The following is a 17,747-nucleotide window of genomic DNA, read 5'->3' as shown; positions in this document are numbered from 1 at the left end:
CGAACGGCCCAGCGAGCAGTCGAGGGACCTTGTCGCGGGGAGCCCACCCGTGGCATCGGCCCTGTCGTTGTGAATCAGAACGACAAGGCAGACCGGAGTGGGCAGGAGGCCGCGACAAGGCGGACCCGGGTCGGGTCTGGTGGGCAGGACGCCGCGACACGACGGACCCGGGTCGGCCCGGGCGGTCCGCGTCGGCCCGGGCGGTCCGGCCGGGGGGCCCGGGTCGGCCCGGGCGGTCCGTGCGCCCGTGACCGGCCGTCAGGTCACCCTGTCGCGGGGAATCCACCCGGACCGTCCGCCCTGTCGTTGTGAATCAGAACGACAAGGCAGACCGGGGTGGGCAGGAGGCCGCGACAAGGCAGACCGGGGTGGGCAGGAGGCCGCGACAAGGCACACCGGGGTGGGCAGGAGGCCGCGACAAGACGGACCCGGGCCGGGCCCGGGGCCGGCGCGACCTAGCTGACCCGGACCGCCTCGATGTCGATCTCGATCCGCAGGGTGCGGCCGATCGCGAAGATGCCGGCGATCACCGACTGGTTCCACGAGATGTCGAAGTCGTCCCGGGAGAGCTGGGTGGTCGCCGAGAACCCGGCGCGTTCGCCGCCCCAGAGGTCGGGACCGGCCCCGTGGTAGATGACGTCGAGGGCGACGCGACTCCGGACGCCCTTGAGCTCGAGGTCGCCCACCATCGTCCAGTGGTCGGCCGTGTGCCGGAGGATCTCCGTCGAGGAGAAGCGGATCTCGCCGAAGCGCAGGACGTCGAGGAAGTCGGCCGCGCGCAGGTGCTCGTCGCGCTGCTCGTCGTCGGTGTCGACGCTGCCGGACTCGATCGCCGCCGTGACCCGCGAGCTCTCGAGGGTCGGACCCATGTCGATCGCGCCGGTGAAGCGGCGCAACCGGCCGTGCACCTTCGTGATCCCCAGGTGGAACGCCGAGGCCGCGATGCGGGAGTGCACCGGGTCGATCTCCCAGCGCCCGGGGGCCGGGAGTTCCAGGGCGCCGGTGCGGGTGAGCACCACCCGGCCGAGGCTCCCCGACGCCGGCCCGGCGACCGGACGAGCAGAGGGGGTGTGGCCGACTGCGGAGGTGATCACGGTGCAGGGGCCGGCGGGTAGGCCGTCGAGCGCGAACCGTCCGTCGTCGTCCACCGTCGTGCCGCCGATCTGCTGACCGGCGGCGTCGATCACGGTGACGACGGCGAAGGGCACCGGCCAGCCGTCACTGGTGACGGCGACCCCCGCCACCCGCTGGGTCCCCGACCGCGTGGCGGTCACGGCCGCCCGCCGTCGGCGTCGAAGCCGCGGTCGGAGTAGAGGTCGCCGGTGGCGTGCCGCCCGTTGTGGCCGTTCGAGTAGGCCCCCGCGGGCACGGCGTCGGCGCCGAAGTCCTCCCCGGAGAACGACCGGGTGGTCTCGGCGGGGCCGTCGTCGTCGGGGCCGAGCGCGGGCGGGGTGAGCGTGAGGGTGACCTCGGAGGGCTGCCCGGCCCCGACCTCGATCTCGCTGGCGACGGGGGCGTACCCGCTGGCCGTGATCGTGTAGGTCCCGGGGGCGACCTCCGGGAAGTCGAAGCTGCCGTCCTCGCCGGTGACGGCGGCGCCCACGACGTTGCCGTCGGCCCCGACCAGGGTGGCCAGCGCCTCGGCGACCGGGCGGCCGCCCGAGGCCGAGCGCACGACGCCGGACAGCCGGAGTTGGCTGACCAGGGCGATGTCGCGGGTGACGCGGCCCTCGCCCGGGATCTGCACGGTCTCGGCGACCGGCGTGGTGTCGGGTGCGGCGGCGGTCAGCGTGTAGGTGCCCTCGTCCAGGTCGGCGAACCGGTAGCCGCCGTCGGCGTTCGACCGGGCGACGGCGACGACGGTGCCGCGCACGTCCGTCAGCGTCAGCACCACCCCGGCGGAACCGGCGAGCGCGCCGTCCCGCGAGGCCCCCACGGTGCCCTCGAGGGACGCGCCGCCCCCGGAGAGCGACACGTCGTGGCGCAGCGGGCGGTCGGACACCGCGACCAGCGAGGCCTTCGGCTGGTGCGTCGACGACGAGCAGATGACGAGGTAGGTGCCGCCGTTCGACGGCGTGAGGCGGTAGTCGCCGGCGTCGTCGGCCACCGTGCGGTCGAGCTGGTCACCCGCGAGATCGCACAGGGTCAGCGCCGCACCCGGGAGGGGCCCGCCGTCACCGCGGGTGATCCGTCCGAAGATCATGATCGGCTGCTGTCCGTCCACCGTCGTACTCCTCAACCGCTCGAGACTCGGCGCCCTGGGTCACGCGGAGGGCGAACCGAACCACTGTCACCGAGCCGATACCCGCCCGGCCACCCGAATCCCCGCGGACCACCCGAGATTTCACTTTCATCGTACAAGCATCTAGCGGGGGACGCTCGGGTGATCACCGATGGTGTGCACCACCGATCGTCTGGCGCGCACGCAGGACCGGGAGCAGGCTGATCGGCATGGCTGCGCCCACCGACGACCGCACCTCGATCGCCCCGGCCACCGCCGACGAGGCCGGCATGCACGGAGACCCGTTCGCGGACCTGCCCCGCCCCCACCTCGAGCTCGACCCCGAGGCGGAGCACGTCGCCGACTTCTACTCCTACGGCGAGCTGCTGACCGACGACGAGCGGGACATCCTGCGCCGGCTGCGCGGCTACCTGGCCAGCGACGTCGCACCGGTGGTGAACGCGGCGTGGGAGGCGGCGGAGTTCCCGGAGCAGTTCCGCCGCGGCTTCGCCGCCCTCGACCTCGCCGGGCTGCCCTACGGCCTGTCCAAGCTCTCCCCGCAGCCCGCACGGCGCGTGCTCATGGGCTTCGTGCACGCCGAGATCGCCCGGATCGACGCCTCGACGAACAGCTTCTTCGGCGTCCAGAGCGGCCTCGCGATGGGCTCGATCGACGCCTGCGGCACGCCGGAGCAGCGGGAGCGCTGGCTGCCCCCGATGGCGCGGATGGACCTGATCGGCGCCTTCGGCCTCACCGAGCCGCACGGCGGGTCCGACGTCGCGGGCGGGATGGAGACCACCGCGCGCCGCGAGGGCGACGAGTGGGTCATCGACGGTCACAAGCGCTGGATCGGCAACGGCACGTTCGCCGACGTCCTGGTGATCTGGGCCCGGGACGGCGAGGCGGTGCGCGGCTTCGTCGTCGACCGGGAGACCCCCGGCGTGACCACCCGGAAGATCGAGGGCAAGACGGCGCTGCGGATCACGCAGAACGCCGACATCACCCTCGAGGGCGTCCGGGTGGGCGAGGACCGGCGGCTCTCCGGCGGGAACGGCACGTTCGCCGACACCGGCGGAGTGCTGCGCCGTACCCGCGGCAACGCGTCGTGGGCGTGCGTCGGCGTGCAGATGGCGGCCTACGAGCTCGCGCTGAGCTACGCCCAGCAGCGGGTGCAGTTCGGCCGCCCGATCGCCGGGTTCCAGATGATCCAGGACGCCCTGGTGCAGATGCTCGGCAACACGACCGCGTCGCTCGGGATGGCGTCGCGCAACGCGCAGCTGATCGACGGCGGGGGCGGCTCGGACGCGCACTCGGCGCTGGCCAAGCAGTTCTGCGCCGACCGGATGCGCGAGACCGTCGCGCTCGGCCGCCAGATCGTCGGGGGCAACGGCACGATCCTGGAGAACGGGATCGCGCGGTACTTCAACGACGCCGAGGCGCTCTACTCCTACGAGGGCACGCGCGAGATGAACACCCTCATCGTCGGGAAGAAGATCACCGGCCACAGCGCCTTCGTGCGGTAGCGATCACCCTTCCCGACGCCGGGTCGCGAGGCCCACGAGGTCGGCCGCCGGTCCCGCGAGGGGGCGGCCGCGCGGCCAGACGGCGGCGAGCCGTCGGTCGAGGTCGAGGCCGACGACGTGCACCGCCACGAGCGTCCCGACCGCGAGCTCGCCCGCCACGGCGAGCGAACTAAGGACGGCGGGCGCGACGCCCGCGGCGACCGCGCCCTTGATGGCGGTCGTGGACGCGAGCTCCAGGGCGGGCTCGGCGAGGGCTCCGACGGAGTGCTCGAGGAACGCCCGCGTCCCCGAGCCGTGCTCCCGGGCCACCAGCGGGGTGGCGCGGAGCCGCTCGGCGTCGATCCCCCGTCGTCGGGACGCCCACGCGTGGCCGGGCGCGACGACGAGCGTGAGCCGGTCGCGGGCGACGACCTGGGCGTCGAGGTCGTCGGACACCGCCGGCCCCTCGACGAAGCCGAGGTCCGCCGCGCCGGCGAGGACGTCCGCCGCCACGTCCGTGGAGTTGCGCGAGGACAGTGACACCGACGTCTCCGGGTGCTCGGTGCGCAGCGCGACCAGCCAGCGGGGGAGCAGGTACTCGGCGACGGTGAGGCTCGCCGCCACCCGCAGCCGGGCGGCCTGCTCGCTGCGGATCGACGTGACCCCGGCGTCGAGGGCCTCGGCCGCGTCGACGGCGACCCGCGCCCAGTCCGCCACCAGTGCCCCGTGCGGGGTGAGCCGGGTCCCGCGCGGTGACCGCTCCAGCAGCGTCACCCCGAGGGCACCCTCCAGCGAACGGATGCGGGCACTGACCGCCGCCTGGGTGACCCCGTGCCGCTCGGCGGCCCGCCCCATGCTGCCCAGCTCGGCCACCGAGAGGAGGACGTCGTAGGGACCGAGGTCGACCACACGGGGACTCAGGGGCACAAGCGCAGCTTATGACCCCACGAGGTCGGACCGCCTACTCGATCACTTCGCCGCGGACCAGTCTCGGAGCCATGACATTGATCGACGAGCGCGAGACGACGACCGGTCCCGCCACCGAGAAGGCGACGGGACGCCACGAGGCGGTGCCGGCCCACGGGTTCGCCCGCATCGGCCTGCTCCGGGACCTCGAGCGGCCCCGCGAGATGTTCGCGAACCTCGGGCCGAACTGGTACTCGTCGATCATGGGCACCGGCATCGTCGGCGGTGCCGCCGCCACGCTGCCCATCCAGTTCCCGGGTCTGCGGGTCTTCGGCACGGTCGTGTGGGGCCTCGCAGCCGTGCTGCTGGTGCTGCTCACCACGGCGTGGGCCGTGCACTGGATCCGGCACACCGAGACCGCCCGCGGGCACGCCGCGAACCCGGTGATGGGGCAGTTCTGGGGTGCGGTCGCGATGGGGGTCATGACCGTCGGCGCCGGGGCCGGGTCGCTCGGCGGCGCCGTCCTCGGGACCTCGACGGCGATCACGGTCGACTGGGTGCTCTGGAGCGTCGGGACCGCCATCGGGCTCGTGACGACGGCGGCGATCCCCTACCTCATGATCACGCGTGGGAACGTGGCGGCTGACGGGGCCTTCGGCGGCTGGCTGATGCCCGTCGTGCCCCCGATGGTCTCGGCCGCGAACGGTGCGCTGCTCGTCGGGCACCTCCCGGCCGGCACCGGCAAGGAGACGATGCTCCTGGCCTGCTACGCGATGTTCGGGGTCAGCCTCTTCGCGACCCTGGCGATCCTGCCCCAGATCTGGAACAAGCTCGTCGTGCACGGCACCGGGCCGGCGGCGACCGTCCCGACGATGTGGATCGTCCTCGGCCCGCTCGGGCAGTCGGTGACGGCGGCGAACCTGCTCGGCAACCAGGCCCGGGGTGTGCTGCCCGAGCCCTACGCCACCGGGGCCGAGGTGTTCGGCCTGCTCTACGGCGTGCCGACCTGGGGTTTCGCGATGGTGTGGATGGCGCTGGCCGCCGCGGTCACGATCCGCACGGCCCGTCGGAAGCTGCCGTTCGCGTTGACCTGGTGGAGCTTCACCTTCCCCGTCGGCACCGTCGTGACGGGCACCAGCGCCCTCGCCGCCCGCATGCACCTGCCGGCCTTCGCCTGGGGTGCCCTGGCGCTCTACGTCCTGTTGGTCGGGGCCTGGGCCGTGGTCGCGGCCCGCACCGCGCACGGCAGCGTCGTCCGTGGGCATCTGTTCGCCTGATCGGAGACGCAGCGCAGCGGAGCTCGACCATCGACGCCGCCGCACCTACTTCTGGACCCCAAGGTCGAACCTTGGGGTCCAGACGTACGAGACGGGGAAGGAACCGGGCATGACCGACACGCAGGCCGCGCCCGATCACCGGCGCCTGCTCCTCCGTGACCTGGAACAGCCGCGCGACCTCTTCGCCAACATCGGGCCGAACTGGTACGCGTCGGTGATGGGCACCGGCATCGTCGGTGGCGCCGCCGCGACCCTGCCGATCCAGTTCCCCGGTCTGCGGGGCTGGGGGACCGCGATCTGGGGCCTGGCGACGGTGTGGCTCGTCGTCCTCACCGCCGCCTGGGCCGTGCACTGGGTACGGCACACGGAGCGGGCCAAGGGTCATGCGACGAACCCGACGATGGCCCAGTTCTGGGGCGCCCCCGCCATGGGGCTGATGACGATCGGGCTCGGCTTCGCCCAGTTCGGGCCATCGCTCATCGGCGCCACGACCGCCCTCGCCGCGAGTTGGGTCCTCTGGAGCCTCGGCACGGCCCTCGGCCTGTTCACCACCGCGTGGATCCCGTACATGATGATCACCAGACACGAGATCGGGCAGCACCACGCCTTCGGCGGCTGGCTGATGCCGGTGGTCCCGCCGATGGTTTCCGCGGCGAACGGCTCCCTGCTGATCGGCCACCTGCCGCCCGGAGCCGGACGGGAGACGATGCTGCTCGCCTGTTATGCGATGTTCGGGGTCAGCCTGTTCGCGACGCTCGCGATCCTGCCCCAGATCTGGAACCGGCTCGTCGTGCACGGCGAGGGAGCCGCGTCGGCGGTGCCGACGATGTGGATCGTGCTGGGCCCGCTCGGCCAGTCGGTGACGGCGACGAACCTGCTCGCGAACCAGGCCCGCGGGACGCTGGGTGAGCCGTACGCGAGCGGCGCCGAGGTGTTCGGCCTCTTCTACGGGTTCGCCACCTGGGGCTTCGCGATGATCTGGATCGCCCTCGCCGCGGCCGTCACGATCCGGACCGTCCGCCGGAAGATGCCGTTCGCGCTGACCTCCTGGTGGAGCTTCACGTTCCCCGTCGGCACCTGCGTCACCGGGACCAGCGCGCTGGCGGCCCGGACCCACGTCCCTGCCCTCGCCTGGTGGGCGATGGGCCTCTACGCCCTCCTCGTCGCCGCCTGGCTCGTCGTCGCGGTGCGTACCGCGCACCGCAGCGTCGTCCGTGGCGACATCCTCGCCCCCGCCTGAAGGAGAATCCCGTGTCACCCGTCACCGTCACCATCACCGGCGCCGCCGGCCAGATCGCCTACTCGCTGATCTTCCGCGTCGCCTCCGGCCAGCTCCTCGGCCCGGACGTGCCCGTCCGGCTGCGTCTCCTGGAGATCCCCTCGGCGACCTCGGCCGCCGAGGGGGTCGCCATGGAACTCGACGACTGTGCCTTCTCCCTGCTGCGGGGGGTGGAGGTCACCGACGACCCGAAGGTCGCGTTCGACGGCACGAACGTCGGCCTGCTGGTCGGTGCGCGTCCGCGCGGGAAGGGGATGGAGCGCTCCGATCTGCTCGAGGCCAACGGCGGGATCTTCGGCCCGCAGGGCGCGGCGATCAACGCCCACGCCGCGGACGACGTCCGCGTGCTCGTCGTCGGGAACCCCGCGAACACGAACGCGCTGATCACCCGCGCGCACGCGCCCGACGTCCCCGCGGAGCGCTTCACCTCGATGATGCGCCTGGACCACAACCGCGCGATCGCGCAGCTCGCGAAGCGGGTCGGCGCGGAGAACGACGACGTGCGGCGCATGGTCGTGTGGGGCAACCACTCCTCGACCCAGTACCCCGACCTCACCCACGCGGAGGTCTCCGGCCGTCCGGCGACCGAGCTGGTCGACGACGCCTGGGTGCGCGACGACTTCGTCCCGACGGTCGCGAAGCGCGGCGCCGCGATCATCGACGCGCGAGGCGCCTCGTCCGCGGCGTCCGCGGCGCACGCCGCCATCGACCAGGTCCGCGACTGGATCCACGGCACCCCGGAGGACGACTACACCTCGGCCGGGGTGGTCTCCGACGGCTCCTACGGCGTGTCGGAAGGGCTGGTCTGCTCGGTCCCGCTGCGCGCCGTCGGCGGGCGCTACGAGGTCGTGGAGGGACTCGAGGTCGACGCCTTCTCCCGGGAGCGGATCGACGCGACGGTCGCCGAGCTGACCGCGGAGCGGGACACCGTCGCCGGCCTCGGGCTGATCTAGGGTGGGTGGCCGTCCCTCGGTGGACGACGCGGCGGCTCCCGCCCCCACGTCCTGCGCGAGTACGCCTTGCTCGCCGACGGCGAGCGGGGCGCGCTCGTCGCTCACCGAGGATTTCGACGTGACCGAGCGACAGCCGCGCGGCAACCTGCCGCAGGCGTTCGTGCACGCCCTCCTGCTCGAGTGCGCGGCCACGCTGCCCCCGCTCGAGGCGCCGGGGGCGCGGACGTGATCCGCCTCGACGTGTCCCGGCGCCTGCTGCTCGGGCTGCGCTTCGCGGCCCTCGCCGGCGTGCTCGTCGCCGCGGTCGGGCTCGCCGGTTGGTTCGCCCGGGATACCCCGCTGGGGGGCACGTGGCTCACGACGACGCTGGGCCCCACGGCGTACGTGGTGATCGCGCACCCGCGGAGCGCGATGAGCCGGCTGCGCAACGGGGTGATCGGGCACGCGACGGCGATCGCCGTGGGTCTCACCACCCTCGCGGCCTTCGGGCTCTGGAACGCCCCGTCGGTCGCCGAGACGCACGTCGAACGCCCGGCCCAGGTCGTCGCCCAGGCGGTCGCGCTCGGCGTGACGCTGCTGGTGCTCACGCTGGCGCGGGCACACCACCCGCCCTCCGGGGCCACGGCGCTGCTGATCGCCAGCGGCATCGCGGCCCCGGGGTCTCCGCTGCTCGGCCTCGTGGTCGGCCTCGTGATCGTCCTCGCCGCCGCACCCCTGCTCGCCCGCCTCCCCGGGGAGCGGGACGACACCGCCGATCTCGCGGGATCGGAGACGCCGATGGGATGAGGCAGGCCGCGTCAGGAGGCGGACGGGTCCGAGCCGAGCTCGCCGGGCTCGAGAATGCCGGCGGCGAACACGTACGCACCGATGAAGCCGAGGATGAACAGCACCCCGTGCAGGAGGCTGTCCAGCCCGTTCAGGTCCAGGAACGTCGGCGCGAACGCGAGCCCGAACGCGCCGACGAAGAGGTAGACGACGGTCTGCACCGCGAGGACCGTGCGGATCACCTTCTGCGAGGCGAACACCGCCCCGCCGACCACGCCGGCGGTGACGAGCAGCAGGACCGCGTGCGGGACATTGAGTCGTAGGCCCAGGAAGGTCCCACCCGCGACGACGAGGCCGGCGATCCCGACGGCCAGCAGGACCGCCGACTGGACCGCGAACACGACCCGGCCGATGCGCTCCCCGACGACCTCTCCGGGGACGGCCCACGCCGGAGCCCGGTCGAAGAGCTCGTCGTCGTCCCAACCACCGTGGACCGTGGTCGCCTTGCGACGTCCGTCGTTCGTCATGGTCGTTCGCCTCTTCCTGTCGTGGACGTCGACGACGCTAGGGCCGGCCTGTGTCCACCGGGACCCGCCTCCGCCTCGTGGGGTCCCAAGCGCTCCTTGTGAGCAGGTGTCGACCGGGGCCGTCGCGGGGAACGTGACGACCATGTCCCGGCACCGGATCGTGATCGTCGGAGGCGGCTTCGCCGGTGCGGCCGTCGCCCGTCGCCTGGAACGGCTCGTGCCCGACGCGGACGTCCGGCTCGTCTGCCCCGACGACCACTCCCTCTACCTGCCCCTGCTCCCCCAGGTGGCGGCCGGGGTGATCCCGCCGCGAGCCGCTGTCATCGGGCTGTCGCGCTCGCTGCGGCGCACGACCCTCGTCCCCGGTCGGGCCGTCGGCGCCGATCTCGACGCCCGTCGTCTGATCGTGGAGGCGATCACCGGCGAGCGCGACGTGCTGGCCTACGACCGACTCGTGCTCGCGCCCGGCAGCGTCACGAAGGTCATGGACATCCCGGGCCTGCGCGAGTTCGGCCGGGGGTGCAAGACCCTCGCGGAGGCCGACTTCCTGCGTGACCACGTGCTCTCCCAGCTCGAGCTCGCGAACGCCTCCTCGGATCCGGACGAGCGGGCGCGGCGCTGCCGGTTCGTCGTCGTGGGCGGTGGCTACGCGGGGGTCGAGACCGCCGCGAACCTCCAGCTCATGACGACGGCCGCCGCCCGCCGATCGCGCGACCTCACCGCCGACGACGTCCGCTGGCACGTGGTGCAACACGCCGACGAGCTGATGCCGGGCCTCGGCCGCCGACTCGGCGAGGACACGAAGGACGTCCTGGAGAGCCGCGGGGTGCAGGTCGACCTCTCGACGAGCCTCACCGCGGCCGACGACGACTCGGTGACCCTCTCCGACGGCCGGACCCTGGCGACGAACACGCTCATCTGGACCGCCGGCGTCGCGCCCAGCCCGTTGATGGAGCGACTGGGGGCCGACACGACGAAGGGGCGACTGGTGGTGGGCGCGGACCTCGCGGTGCCGGGCCGACCCGAGGTCTTCGCGCTCGGCGACGCCGCCACCGTGCCCGACCTGGTGAGCGGGGGCGACGCCGTCTGTCCCCCGACCGCGCAGCACGCGACGCGGCAGGCTCCGGTCGCTGCGGCCAACGTCGCCGCCTCGCTCCGCGGCGCTCGAGGGCAGGACTACCGCCACCACGACCTCGGTCTCGTCGTCGATCTCGGCGGCCGCGAGGCCGTCGCGAAGCCGCTCGGAGTCGCCCTCGCCGGACTGCCCGCCCAGGCGGTGACGCGCGGCTACCACCTCTGGGCGCTGCGATCGCCGGGTGCCGTCGCGCGGGTCGCCACGAACTGGGCGCTGCACGGTCTCGGCGCGAGCCACGCGGTGCGCATGGGCTTTCTGACGAACGCGAGCGGCCGCCTCGCCGAGTTCGAGCAGACCGACGACTACCTCACCCTCGACCAGGCACGGGCCGCCGCCGCGGCCCCGTGAACGGCGTCGCGATCCTGCTCGCCGCCGTCGCGGCCACCTGCAACGCCGCGGGCGACCTGCTGCAACGTCGCTCGGCGCGCAGCGAGACCAGTGACCTGCGGGGCTCGTTGTCCCTCGTAGGACGGCTGCTGCGGCAGAAGGCGTGGCTCGCCGGGTCGTCGTGAGCCTGGCGGGGCTGGGCATCCACATCACTGCGCTCTCGCTCGGGGAGCTCGCCACCGTGCAGCCGGTGCTGGTCGCGGAGCTCCCCGCGCCGTGCTGGGCTCGGCGTTCTTCTTCGGCCGGCGCCTCGCGCGGCGCGACTGGGTGGCGGTGGCTGCGCTCGCGGTCGGTCTCGTGCTGTTCGTGGTCTTCCTGCAGCCGACCGGCGGGGCGCCGCTGCAGGTGTCCGGTCCGCAGTGGGCGCTCGGGCTCGGCGTCGTCGTCGTGCTGATGGCGCTGCTGGTGACGGCGGGGTGGCGGGCGGAGAACGACCTGCGTGGTGGCCTCCTCAGCGCGGCCGCCGGGGCCGGCTACGGGCTCACCGGTGTGCTGTTCTCCGTGGCCGGCAGGGCCCTGAGCGCCGACGGCCTCGCCGGCGCCCTCACCACCTGGCGGACCTACGCCGCCGTCGCCGCCGGGAGCATCTCCTTCTACCTGCTTCAGAACGCCCTGGTGGCGGGCAAGCTGGTCGCGGTCGAACCCGGTTTGACGCTCGCGAACCCGATCGTCGCCGTCACCTGGGGGCTCGTCGTGTTCGGGGAGCAGGCCCGCGGCGGCGCCGCCGTCGGGAGCGCGATCGGCGGAGTGCTCCTGGCCGTGGGCGTGGTCCTGCTGGCCCGGTCGCCCGTCCTCGAGAACCACCACCGTGATGCGCGGGACGAGCCGTCACCGGTCGGTCCGTGACCACGGGAAGAAGGATCACGCCGGAGCGGTGACGACGAGACCGTGCGCCCGCGCGTGCTCGGCGAGTCGACGGTCGTAGGTCACGAACGCCTGGAGAGCCGGACCTGCGATCACAGCGGCAGTGGCGAGATGGATCGCATCCAGGCTCCGGAGCGGGTCGCCGGGGAGAGCGGCGGCCGTGGCGCGGACGACCTCGTCGAGCTCACAGCGGTGGAGACGTGCCAGCAGGGCCGGGACGGCGCTGAGAGCGGCCGGGGCGCTCCGCCGCAGTGCGCGGGCGAGTTCGACCTCCGCGATGACCGACGTCAGCCAAGGGACGGACATCCGCTCGGCGAGCCAGTCGCTCAGGGCGTCGGACTCCTGTTCCCGGTGCACCAGCTTCACGAGGGCCGCGGTGTCCAGGTAGAGCATCAGAAGCGCTCGTCCTCGCGCGCGGCCTCGACGAGTGCACCGGCGTCGTCCGACGAGACCGGACCCGACGGACGGGGCACCGGGCCCGCGAGCGTCGGCGGGTGGACCCGCCCGGCCGCGATGAGCTCGGCGAGCTCCGGCGGAGCGACGGGCGAGAGGTGTGCGATCACCCGCCCTCGCTCGGTGACCGCGAGGTGTTCTCCGGCCTTCACCCGGGCCAACACACCGGAGGTGTCCTGATTGAGCGCGCGGACGGGGACCTCGTTCACGCCAGCACAGTACTACATTGGTACTACTTCCGGCGTGCGTCCACCTGCCCGCGCTCCGGGTCGGGGGCGAGTGGATCGGGGGCGCCGGGCAGGTCGTCCTCGAGTCCGGCCGTGTACGTCGAGCGCCGCTCGAGGAGCCGGGCCACCAGGGTGCCCAGCGTGGCGGCCAGCGCGAGCGGGACGAGCATCCCCTGGCCGACATGGGTCAGCTCGAGGAGCAGCACGACCGTCGAGAGCGGCGCCTGCAGCGAGGCGGCGAGGAAGGCCGCGCCGCCGACCAGCGCGTAGGCGCCCAGCGGGCTGCCCGCCCACACCAGCACCCAGAGGTGGCCCAGGACTGCTCCCAGCAGGGCACCGGTCGCGAGGGTCGGCGTGAAGAGGCCTCCGGTCGCCCCGCTGCGCAGTGAGGCGGCCGTGATGAGCGGCTTGAGCAGGGCGAGCACGACGAGGAGCCCCAGCGATCCCCCGCCGTCGAGTACCAACTGCACCGGGCCCTTCCCGTTACCGAGGAGTTCCGGGAACGGGATCGCCAGCGCTCCGATCGCGGTGAACACGGCGGTCGTGGCGAGCGGCAGGCGCCAGGCGGTCGGCCGACCACGTCGGGCCCACCCGACGAGATGCACGAATCCGACCGCGGCGACGGCCGCGACCGGGGCGACCAGGACCGCGAAGACGATCACCGAGCCACTCGTCGGCAGCGACGCGAACAGGTAGACCGGCCGGTCGCCGATGACGATCCAGGCGCACACCGCGGCCAGGACGGACGTGACGATCGCCGGCAGCACCATCGGGAGCGCGAGCGACCCGAGCAGCACCTCGAGCGTGAACAGCGCGCCGCCGAAGGGCACGTTGTAGACCGCCGCCAGACCGGCACCGGCGCCGCAGGCGATGATCGTCCGTTGCTGCGCCGAGGACAGCCCGGCGAGCTCGGAGAGCCCGGACCCCAGCGCGGCGGCGACCTCCCGCGGCGCGCCCTCGCGGCCGAGCGACGCCCCCATCCCGACGATGACGATCTGCAGGACCGCGTCGAGCGCCGTCCGGATGAACCCCATCCGGCCCCGCTCGGACCACACCGATTCCGAGACCCCGGAGGAACGTCCCAGTCGTCGGCTCACCGGCCCGCGCAGCAGCCACCACCCGAGGCCCGCGACGAGGCCGGCCAGGGCGAGGACCCCGAGGCGCCGCCACCACGGCGCCTGCTCGACGCCCTGGAGGAAGCTCTCCTCGGTATAGCCGAAGGCGGTGTGCTGGACGAGGTAGAGCAGCAGCGTCAGCGCGCCACCCGCGAAGCCCGCCCCGACCCCGGTCAGCAGCACCACGACCCAGAACCGGGGGCCCAACGTGATCAGACCCCGGTGGCCCTCCGGGGCGTTCGGCTGCTGCACGGTGCCCTCCTAGACGATCAGCGCGACACCGCTGAGGACGGCCAGCAGCGCCACGGACCACCCGAGCAGCGGCACGGCCCGCGACGGCGCGAGCGGGACCGGGAGCGGGGAGTGGCGCAGCGCCCGCGTCCGACGCCGTCCGTAAATCGCGGTCGCGACGGCGATGACCAGGGCGAGGGAGGCGGGGATCAGCGCGAGGGTCAGCTGGGCGTGCTGCAGTTCCCGGATCGCGAGCAGCGCCGCATTGCCCGCCACCCCGAGGGAGGTCCGGCTCCACGCCAGCCCGGTCCGCTCGGCCTGCAGCCCGGCGTCGGACGGAGAGGTCACGTCGCGCCCCGGAGCACGATCAGCACCAGCCCGAAGAGCGCGAGCACCACGAGGCCGGCCGCGAGCACCCAGGGAATGCGCTGTGCGGGCAGTGGACGGTCGCGTCGGATGGCGGTCTCGACGCTGCGCCAGCGCAGCACGCCGGAGGCCGCCGCGACGACGGCCAGCGCCGCCAGCAGACCGCCGGTCACCGCGCGGGCCCCCGGGATGGTGAACGCCGGGACGAGCTGGACGATCGCGACGCCGGCCGCGAGCAATGACAACGACGTCCGCAGCCAGGCGAGGAAGGTGCGCTCGTTGGCGAGCGTGAACCGGTAGTCGGGCTCGCGCTCGTCGTCCGGCCCGCCGGAGTGCTCCTCCTCCGGGGGTGCCGCTCCGGCATCCGCCATGCGCTCTCCTCCCGCTTGCCTCCCGATGAGTGTTCACCATCGCGGGCTGTCGATCACTCCAGGACCAAGCACGGTGCATGTGGTCCCCAAGCCCGAGACCGGTGTCATCTTGCACGCGACCGTGCAGGGCCGGCAGGAACGACGCGAAGGGCATCACGGCGGTGCCGGCATAGCGCAGGACCGGCCCTCCCGGCCCACGTGTTGGGTCGGGCGCCCGCGAGGAGCCCACGGTGACCCCGTCGCGAACGAGGTCCGGCCCGACGAGGCGGGTCCGGGTCCGGGTCCGGGTCCGGTGTCCGGGTCTACGGTCCGCCGACATGACGCACGATGTCGAGACCGTGGACACCGGATCGCGACGGGTGACCCGTCGGATGACCGTGGAGACGACCCCGTCGGAGATCTTCGCTCTGCTCGCCGACCCGCACCGACACGGCGAGCTCGACGGATCGGGCACCGTGCGCGACGCGGTGTCCGGCCCGCACCGGGTGGCGCTCGGTGATCGCTTCGCGGTGAACATGCGCCAGCTCGGTATCCCGTACCGCATCACGAGCACTGTGGTGGAGGACGAGGAGGACCGGCTCATCGCATGGCGCCACCCGGTCGGCCACGTGTGGCGCTGGGAGCTGGAGCCCGACCCGGAGGGCACCGTCGTGACCGAGACGTTCGACTACTCCACGACGCTCGCGGCGCCGATGTTCGAGCTCTCCGGCCGGCCTGCCCGCAACGCCGGGGGGATCGAGGAGACCCTGCGGCGTCTCGGCGCGCGTTTCGCCGGTCACGGGGGTTGACCCGGCTCACTCCTCGTCGTCCCCGTCGGGACTGCGCTCGACCGCGACCGCGAGGACGTCGCGCAGGACCGGGGAGTGGCGGCGACCGCTCGGCCAGACCGCTCGGAGCTCACGCCGGACCTGCAGTCCGTCGACCTCGATGCGGCGGAGCCGACCGAGCGCGATCTCCCCGGCGACCGCGAGCGAGCTGAGGACGGCGGGTCCGACCCCGTCCTCCACGGCGGCCTTGATCGCAGTCATCGACGACAGCTCGACGACCGGTTCCGCAAGGCGTCCCTGGTCGGCCAGCGCCGCTTCCAGCGCGTGTCGCGTGCCCGACCCCGGCTCGCGGGCGACGAGGCCGACCCCGAGCAGCTCCTCGATCGTCATCGCTCTCCGGCGTCGGGCCCAGGTGCTGCCCGGCCCGACGACGAGGACCAGCTCGTCCCGGGCGATCGTGCGCGCCTCGAGCCCGTCCGGGAGTTCCGGGCCCTCGAGGAATCCCAGGTCGACCTCGCCCTCCAGGACGAGGCGGGCGACCTCGGAGGAGTTCACCGCGCGCAGGGAGATCGCGGCGTCGGGACGTCGGGCCCGCAGGGCGAGGAGCCAGTGCGGGGCGAGGTACTCCGAGACCGTGAGGCTGGCGCCGAGGCGGATGCGTCCCTCGGTGCGCGTCCGCAGTGCGTCGAGGCCCGCGTCCAGCGAGTTGGCGGCGCCGACGACCTCGCGGGCCCAGTCGGCGACGAGTGCCCCCTCGGTCGTCAGCCGGGAGCCCAGGGCCGACCGTTCGATGAGGGGCTGGCCGACGAGGTTCTCCAGGTGCCGGATCCGGGAGCCGGCGGCCGGCTGGGTGATGCCGTGCTCCGCAGCGGCCCGCCCGAGACTGCCCAGCCTGGCCACGCTCAGCAGCAGGTCGAGGGCCCGGAGATCGGGCACTCGGGGTGAGAGCGGCATGGCGGCGGACGATAGCGGCTCCCGTACTCCAAGAATCGTTGACGGAGTGCCCGACCCGTTGCCACGTACCGCGGGACGAGGACCGAGGGGACACTCCGCAACGATGGTTGATCTCGATCCCGGCCTCGACGACCTGGCAGCGCGCATCTCGCGGTGCACGGCCTGCCCGCGGCTCGTCGCCGCCCGCGAGGCCGCGGCGGGACAGGGGTACTGGGCACGGCCGGTGCCGGGGTTCGGTGACCGGGACGCCCGCATCCACGTCCTCGGCCTGGCGACCGCCCCGCACGGGGGCAACCGCCACGGGCGTGCGTTCACGGGCAATCGTTCGGCCGACACCCTCGTTGCGGCGATGTACCGCGCCGGCCTCGCCAATCAGCCCACGTCCCGCCATCCCGACGACGGGTTGTGCCTGCATCGCGCGTGGATGGCGTCGGCGGTGCGCTGTCCTCCACCCGAGCACCGGCCCACCCGCGCCGAGCGCGACGCCTGCCTGGGCTGGCTGAGCGCCGAGGTCGCCGCCCTGCGCGAGCTGCGGGTCATGGTGTGCCTGGGCCGCACCGCCTGGGAGGCGGCCTGCGACTGGGCCGGAGTCCGTCCGCGGCCCCGCTTCGCCCACGGGGCCGAGCACCGCACGGACGGCGGGCTGCTGCTCCTCGGCTGCTACCACCCGAGCCCGCAGAACACCCACAGCGGCCGGCTGACCCCGGCGATGCTCGACGACGTCCTCCTGCGGGCCCGCGACCGGGCCGGGCTCGGCCCTCTCGACACCGACCTCGAGGAGTCCGCGTGACCGCCGTCGCTCCGACGCCGGTCACCACCGAGCCGTGTCCGGCGCGGGAGACGAAGCGCGGTTCCTTGATCGGCCGGATGCTGAGGACGACGGACCCGGAGGACAACGCGATCCTCTGCGACGCCGTGCTCCCCGTCCCGGTCATCCGGCGAGGTGAGCGATGGCCTTGTCCGGGTCGGGCGCACCGCGCCGGTTGTGGGGCAGGAGGGTCAGGACCCGGGCCATCCCGCACGTGTCGGTGACGGCGGAGAAGGTCAGGCCGGCGCCGATGGCCCCGGCCAGGGCGACCGCCGGCCGGTAGCGGAGCCTGCCGATCACCCCGGCGAGGACGAGGGATGCGGCCGTGAGCCGGACCTGCCGCTCCATGGACCAGGCGCCCGCACTGCCGTGGACGTCGTGTCCGGCCTGCTCCCGGGCGGTGACGCCGCCGAGCACCTCGACCCGCGCGAGACCGGCGTCGGCGAGCTCCTTCCGGGCATGCGCGGCGCGGGTGCCCGAGGCGCAGAGCAGGACGAGCCCACTGGCGCGAGCGTCGAGGTCACGCCGGTGTAGCCCGACAGGCCGATGCCGGAGCAGGCACCGTGAATACCCCATCTCTGCCCCCGACCGCGCCGAGGAGCAGACCGACCACGAGGCCGATCGCCACGGCGAGCAGGA

21 protein-coding genes are annotated in these 17,747 nt (G+C 73.6%); 10 read left to right on the top strand and 11 right to left on the bottom strand.

All coding sequences use genetic code 11. The annotated features are described in order from the left end of the window. Positions 1-455: 455 nt before the first annotated feature. Positions 456-1,274 (bottom strand): YceI family protein, encoded by an 819-nt coding sequence (locus tag QSK00_RS18555; protein WP_285592754.1) that lies wholly within the window; start codon positions 1,272-1,274, stop codon positions 456-458. After that, positions 1,271-2,224: an MSCRAMM family protein gene (locus QSK00_RS18550; RefSeq protein ID WP_285592752.1), complete on the bottom strand. Its 954-nt coding sequence runs from the start codon at positions 2,222-2,224 to the stop codon at positions 1,271-1,273. The genes QSK00_RS18555 and QSK00_RS18550 overlap by 4 nt, the downstream gene beginning before the upstream one ends. Before the next feature lie 227 nt (positions 2,225-2,451). Between QSK00_RS18550 and QSK00_RS18545 the strand changes: the two genes are divergently transcribed. Continuing rightward, positions 2,452-3,744: an acyl-CoA dehydrogenase family protein gene (locus QSK00_RS18545; protein ID WP_285592750.1), complete on the top strand. Its 1,293-nt coding sequence runs from the start codon at positions 2,452-2,454 to the stop codon at positions 3,742-3,744. 3 nt (positions 3,745-3,747) lie between these two features. Here the strand turns inward: QSK00_RS18545 and QSK00_RS18540 are convergent, their stop codons facing one another. Then, on the bottom strand, positions 3,748-4,650 hold the full coding sequence (locus QSK00_RS18540) for a LysR family transcriptional regulator (RefSeq protein ID WP_285592748.1): 903 nt from the start codon (positions 4,648-4,650) through the stop codon (positions 3,748-3,750). A gap of 71 nt (positions 4,651-4,721) precedes the next feature. On the opposite strand from QSK00_RS18540, the gene QSK00_RS18535 reads away from it, so the two are divergent. The 4 genes from QSK00_RS18535 to QSK00_RS18520 all read left to right on the top strand — a co-directional run bounded on the left by QSK00_RS18535 (position 4,722) and on the right by QSK00_RS18520 (position 8,924). Then, the gene (locus tag QSK00_RS18535; RefSeq protein ID WP_285592745.1) at positions 4,722-5,906 is read left to right on the top strand and encodes a TDT family transporter; all 1,185 of its coding nucleotides are present in this window, start codon (positions 4,722-4,724) and stop codon (positions 5,904-5,906) included. Positions 5,907-6,015: 109 nt separating this feature from the next. Beyond that, positions 6,016-7,146: a TDT family transporter gene (locus tag QSK00_RS18530; protein WP_285592743.1), complete on the top strand. Its 1,131-nt coding sequence runs from the start codon at positions 6,016-6,018 to the stop codon at positions 7,144-7,146. An 11-nt stretch (positions 7,147-7,157) separates the two neighbouring features. Further along, complete coding sequence (locus tag QSK00_RS18525; RefSeq protein WP_285592741.1) at positions 7,158-8,138, top strand: malate dehydrogenase; 981 nt, start codon at positions 7,158-7,160, stop codon at positions 8,136-8,138. Positions 8,139-8,363: 225 nt separating this feature from the next. After that, the gene (locus QSK00_RS18520) at positions 8,364-8,924 is read left to right on the top strand and encodes an HPP family protein (RefSeq protein WP_285592739.1); all 561 of its coding nucleotides are present in this window, start codon (positions 8,364-8,366) and stop codon (positions 8,922-8,924) included. 11 nt (positions 8,925-8,935) lie between these two features. On the opposite strand, the gene QSK00_RS18515 is transcribed toward QSK00_RS18520, so the two are convergent. Then, complete coding sequence (locus tag QSK00_RS18515) at positions 8,936-9,430, bottom strand: hypothetical protein (protein ID WP_285592737.1); 495 nt, start codon at positions 9,428-9,430, stop codon at positions 8,936-8,938. A 142-nt stretch (positions 9,431-9,572) separates the two neighbouring features. Here QSK00_RS18515 and QSK00_RS18510 point away from each other — a divergent pair, with 142 nt between their 5' ends. From QSK00_RS18510 to QSK00_RS18500, 3 genes are all read left to right on the top strand, one after another. Then, entirely contained in the window at positions 9,573-10,913 is a 1,341-nt protein-coding gene (locus QSK00_RS18510; RefSeq protein WP_285592735.1) for an NAD(P)/FAD-dependent oxidoreductase, read from the top strand. Beyond that, on the top strand, positions 10,910-11,077 hold the full coding sequence (locus tag QSK00_RS18505) for a hypothetical protein (protein WP_285592732.1): 168 nt from the start codon (positions 10,910-10,912) through the stop codon (positions 11,075-11,077). Before QSK00_RS18510 ends, QSK00_RS18505 begins: the two co-directional genes overlap by 4 nt. 91 nt (positions 11,078-11,168) lie before the next feature. Then, positions 11,169-11,798, top strand: coding sequence for a DMT family protein (locus QSK00_RS18500; RefSeq protein ID WP_285592730.1), 630 nt, complete (start codon positions 11,169-11,171; stop codon positions 11,796-11,798). A gap of 15 nt (positions 11,799-11,813) precedes the next feature. Here the strand turns inward: QSK00_RS18500 and QSK00_RS18495 are convergent, their stop codons facing one another. From QSK00_RS18495 to QSK00_RS18475, 5 genes are read right to left on the bottom strand one after another with little or no spacing between them, the layout of a single operon-like run. Beyond that, the gene (locus QSK00_RS18495; protein ID WP_285592728.1) at positions 11,814-12,209 is read right to left on the bottom strand and encodes a type II toxin-antitoxin system VapC family toxin; all 396 of its coding nucleotides are present in this window, start codon (positions 12,207-12,209) and stop codon (positions 11,814-11,816) included. Then, complete coding sequence (locus QSK00_RS18490) at positions 12,209-12,478, bottom strand: type II toxin-antitoxin system Phd/YefM family antitoxin (protein ID WP_285592725.1); 270 nt, start codon at positions 12,476-12,478, stop codon at positions 12,209-12,211. The genes QSK00_RS18495 and QSK00_RS18490 overlap by 1 nt, the downstream gene beginning before the upstream one ends. Before the next feature lie 23 nt (positions 12,479-12,501). Further along, on the bottom strand, positions 12,502-13,863 hold the full coding sequence (locus QSK00_RS18485; RefSeq protein ID WP_285592723.1) for a chloride channel protein: 1,362 nt from the start codon (positions 13,861-13,863) through the stop codon (positions 12,502-12,504). A 9-nt stretch (positions 13,864-13,872) separates the two neighbouring features. Further along, positions 13,873-14,190, bottom strand: coding sequence for a DUF202 domain-containing protein (locus QSK00_RS18480; RefSeq protein ID WP_285592721.1), 318 nt, complete (start codon positions 14,188-14,190; stop codon positions 13,873-13,875). Beyond that, positions 14,187-14,579 (bottom strand): YidH family protein, encoded by a 393-nt coding sequence (locus tag QSK00_RS18475; protein ID WP_285592719.1) that lies wholly within the window; start codon positions 14,577-14,579, stop codon positions 14,187-14,189. Before QSK00_RS18475 ends, QSK00_RS18480 begins: the two co-directional genes overlap by 4 nt. Positions 14,580-14,896: 317 nt before the next feature. Between QSK00_RS18475 and QSK00_RS18470 the strand changes: the two genes are divergently transcribed. Beyond that, positions 14,897-15,367, top strand: coding sequence for an SRPBCC family protein (locus QSK00_RS18470; RefSeq protein WP_285592717.1), 471 nt, complete (start codon positions 14,897-14,899; stop codon positions 15,365-15,367). 6 nt (positions 15,368-15,373) lie between these two features. Here QSK00_RS18470 and QSK00_RS18465 read toward each other — a convergent pair whose 3' ends face one another. After that, entirely contained in the window at positions 15,374-16,300 is a 927-nt protein-coding gene (locus tag QSK00_RS18465) for a LysR family transcriptional regulator (protein WP_285592715.1), read from the bottom strand. Between the two features lie 103 nt (positions 16,301-16,403). Here QSK00_RS18465 and QSK00_RS18460 point away from each other — a divergent pair, with 103 nt between their 5' ends. Then, positions 16,404-17,090 (top strand): uracil-DNA glycosylase, encoded by a 687-nt coding sequence (locus QSK00_RS18460; protein WP_285592714.1) that lies wholly within the window; start codon positions 16,404-16,406, stop codon positions 17,088-17,090. Between the two features lie 141 nt (positions 17,091-17,231). Here QSK00_RS18460 and QSK00_RS18455 read toward each other — a convergent pair whose 3' ends face one another. After that, positions 17,232-17,684 carry a YgaP-like transmembrane domain gene (locus QSK00_RS18455; protein WP_285592712.1) on the bottom strand — a complete coding sequence of 151 codons (453 nt, stop codon included), beginning with the start codon at positions 17,682-17,684 and terminating at the stop codon, positions 17,232-17,234. Positions 17,685-17,747 lie beyond the last annotated feature (63 nt).

The sequence above is a fragment of the Actinomycetospora sp. NBRC 106378 genome, assembly GCF_030269685.1.
Taxonomy (GTDB): Bacteria; Actinomycetota; Actinomycetes; order Mycobacteriales; family Pseudonocardiaceae; genus Actinomycetospora.
This window is presented reverse-complemented; position numbering and strand designations above follow the sequence as displayed.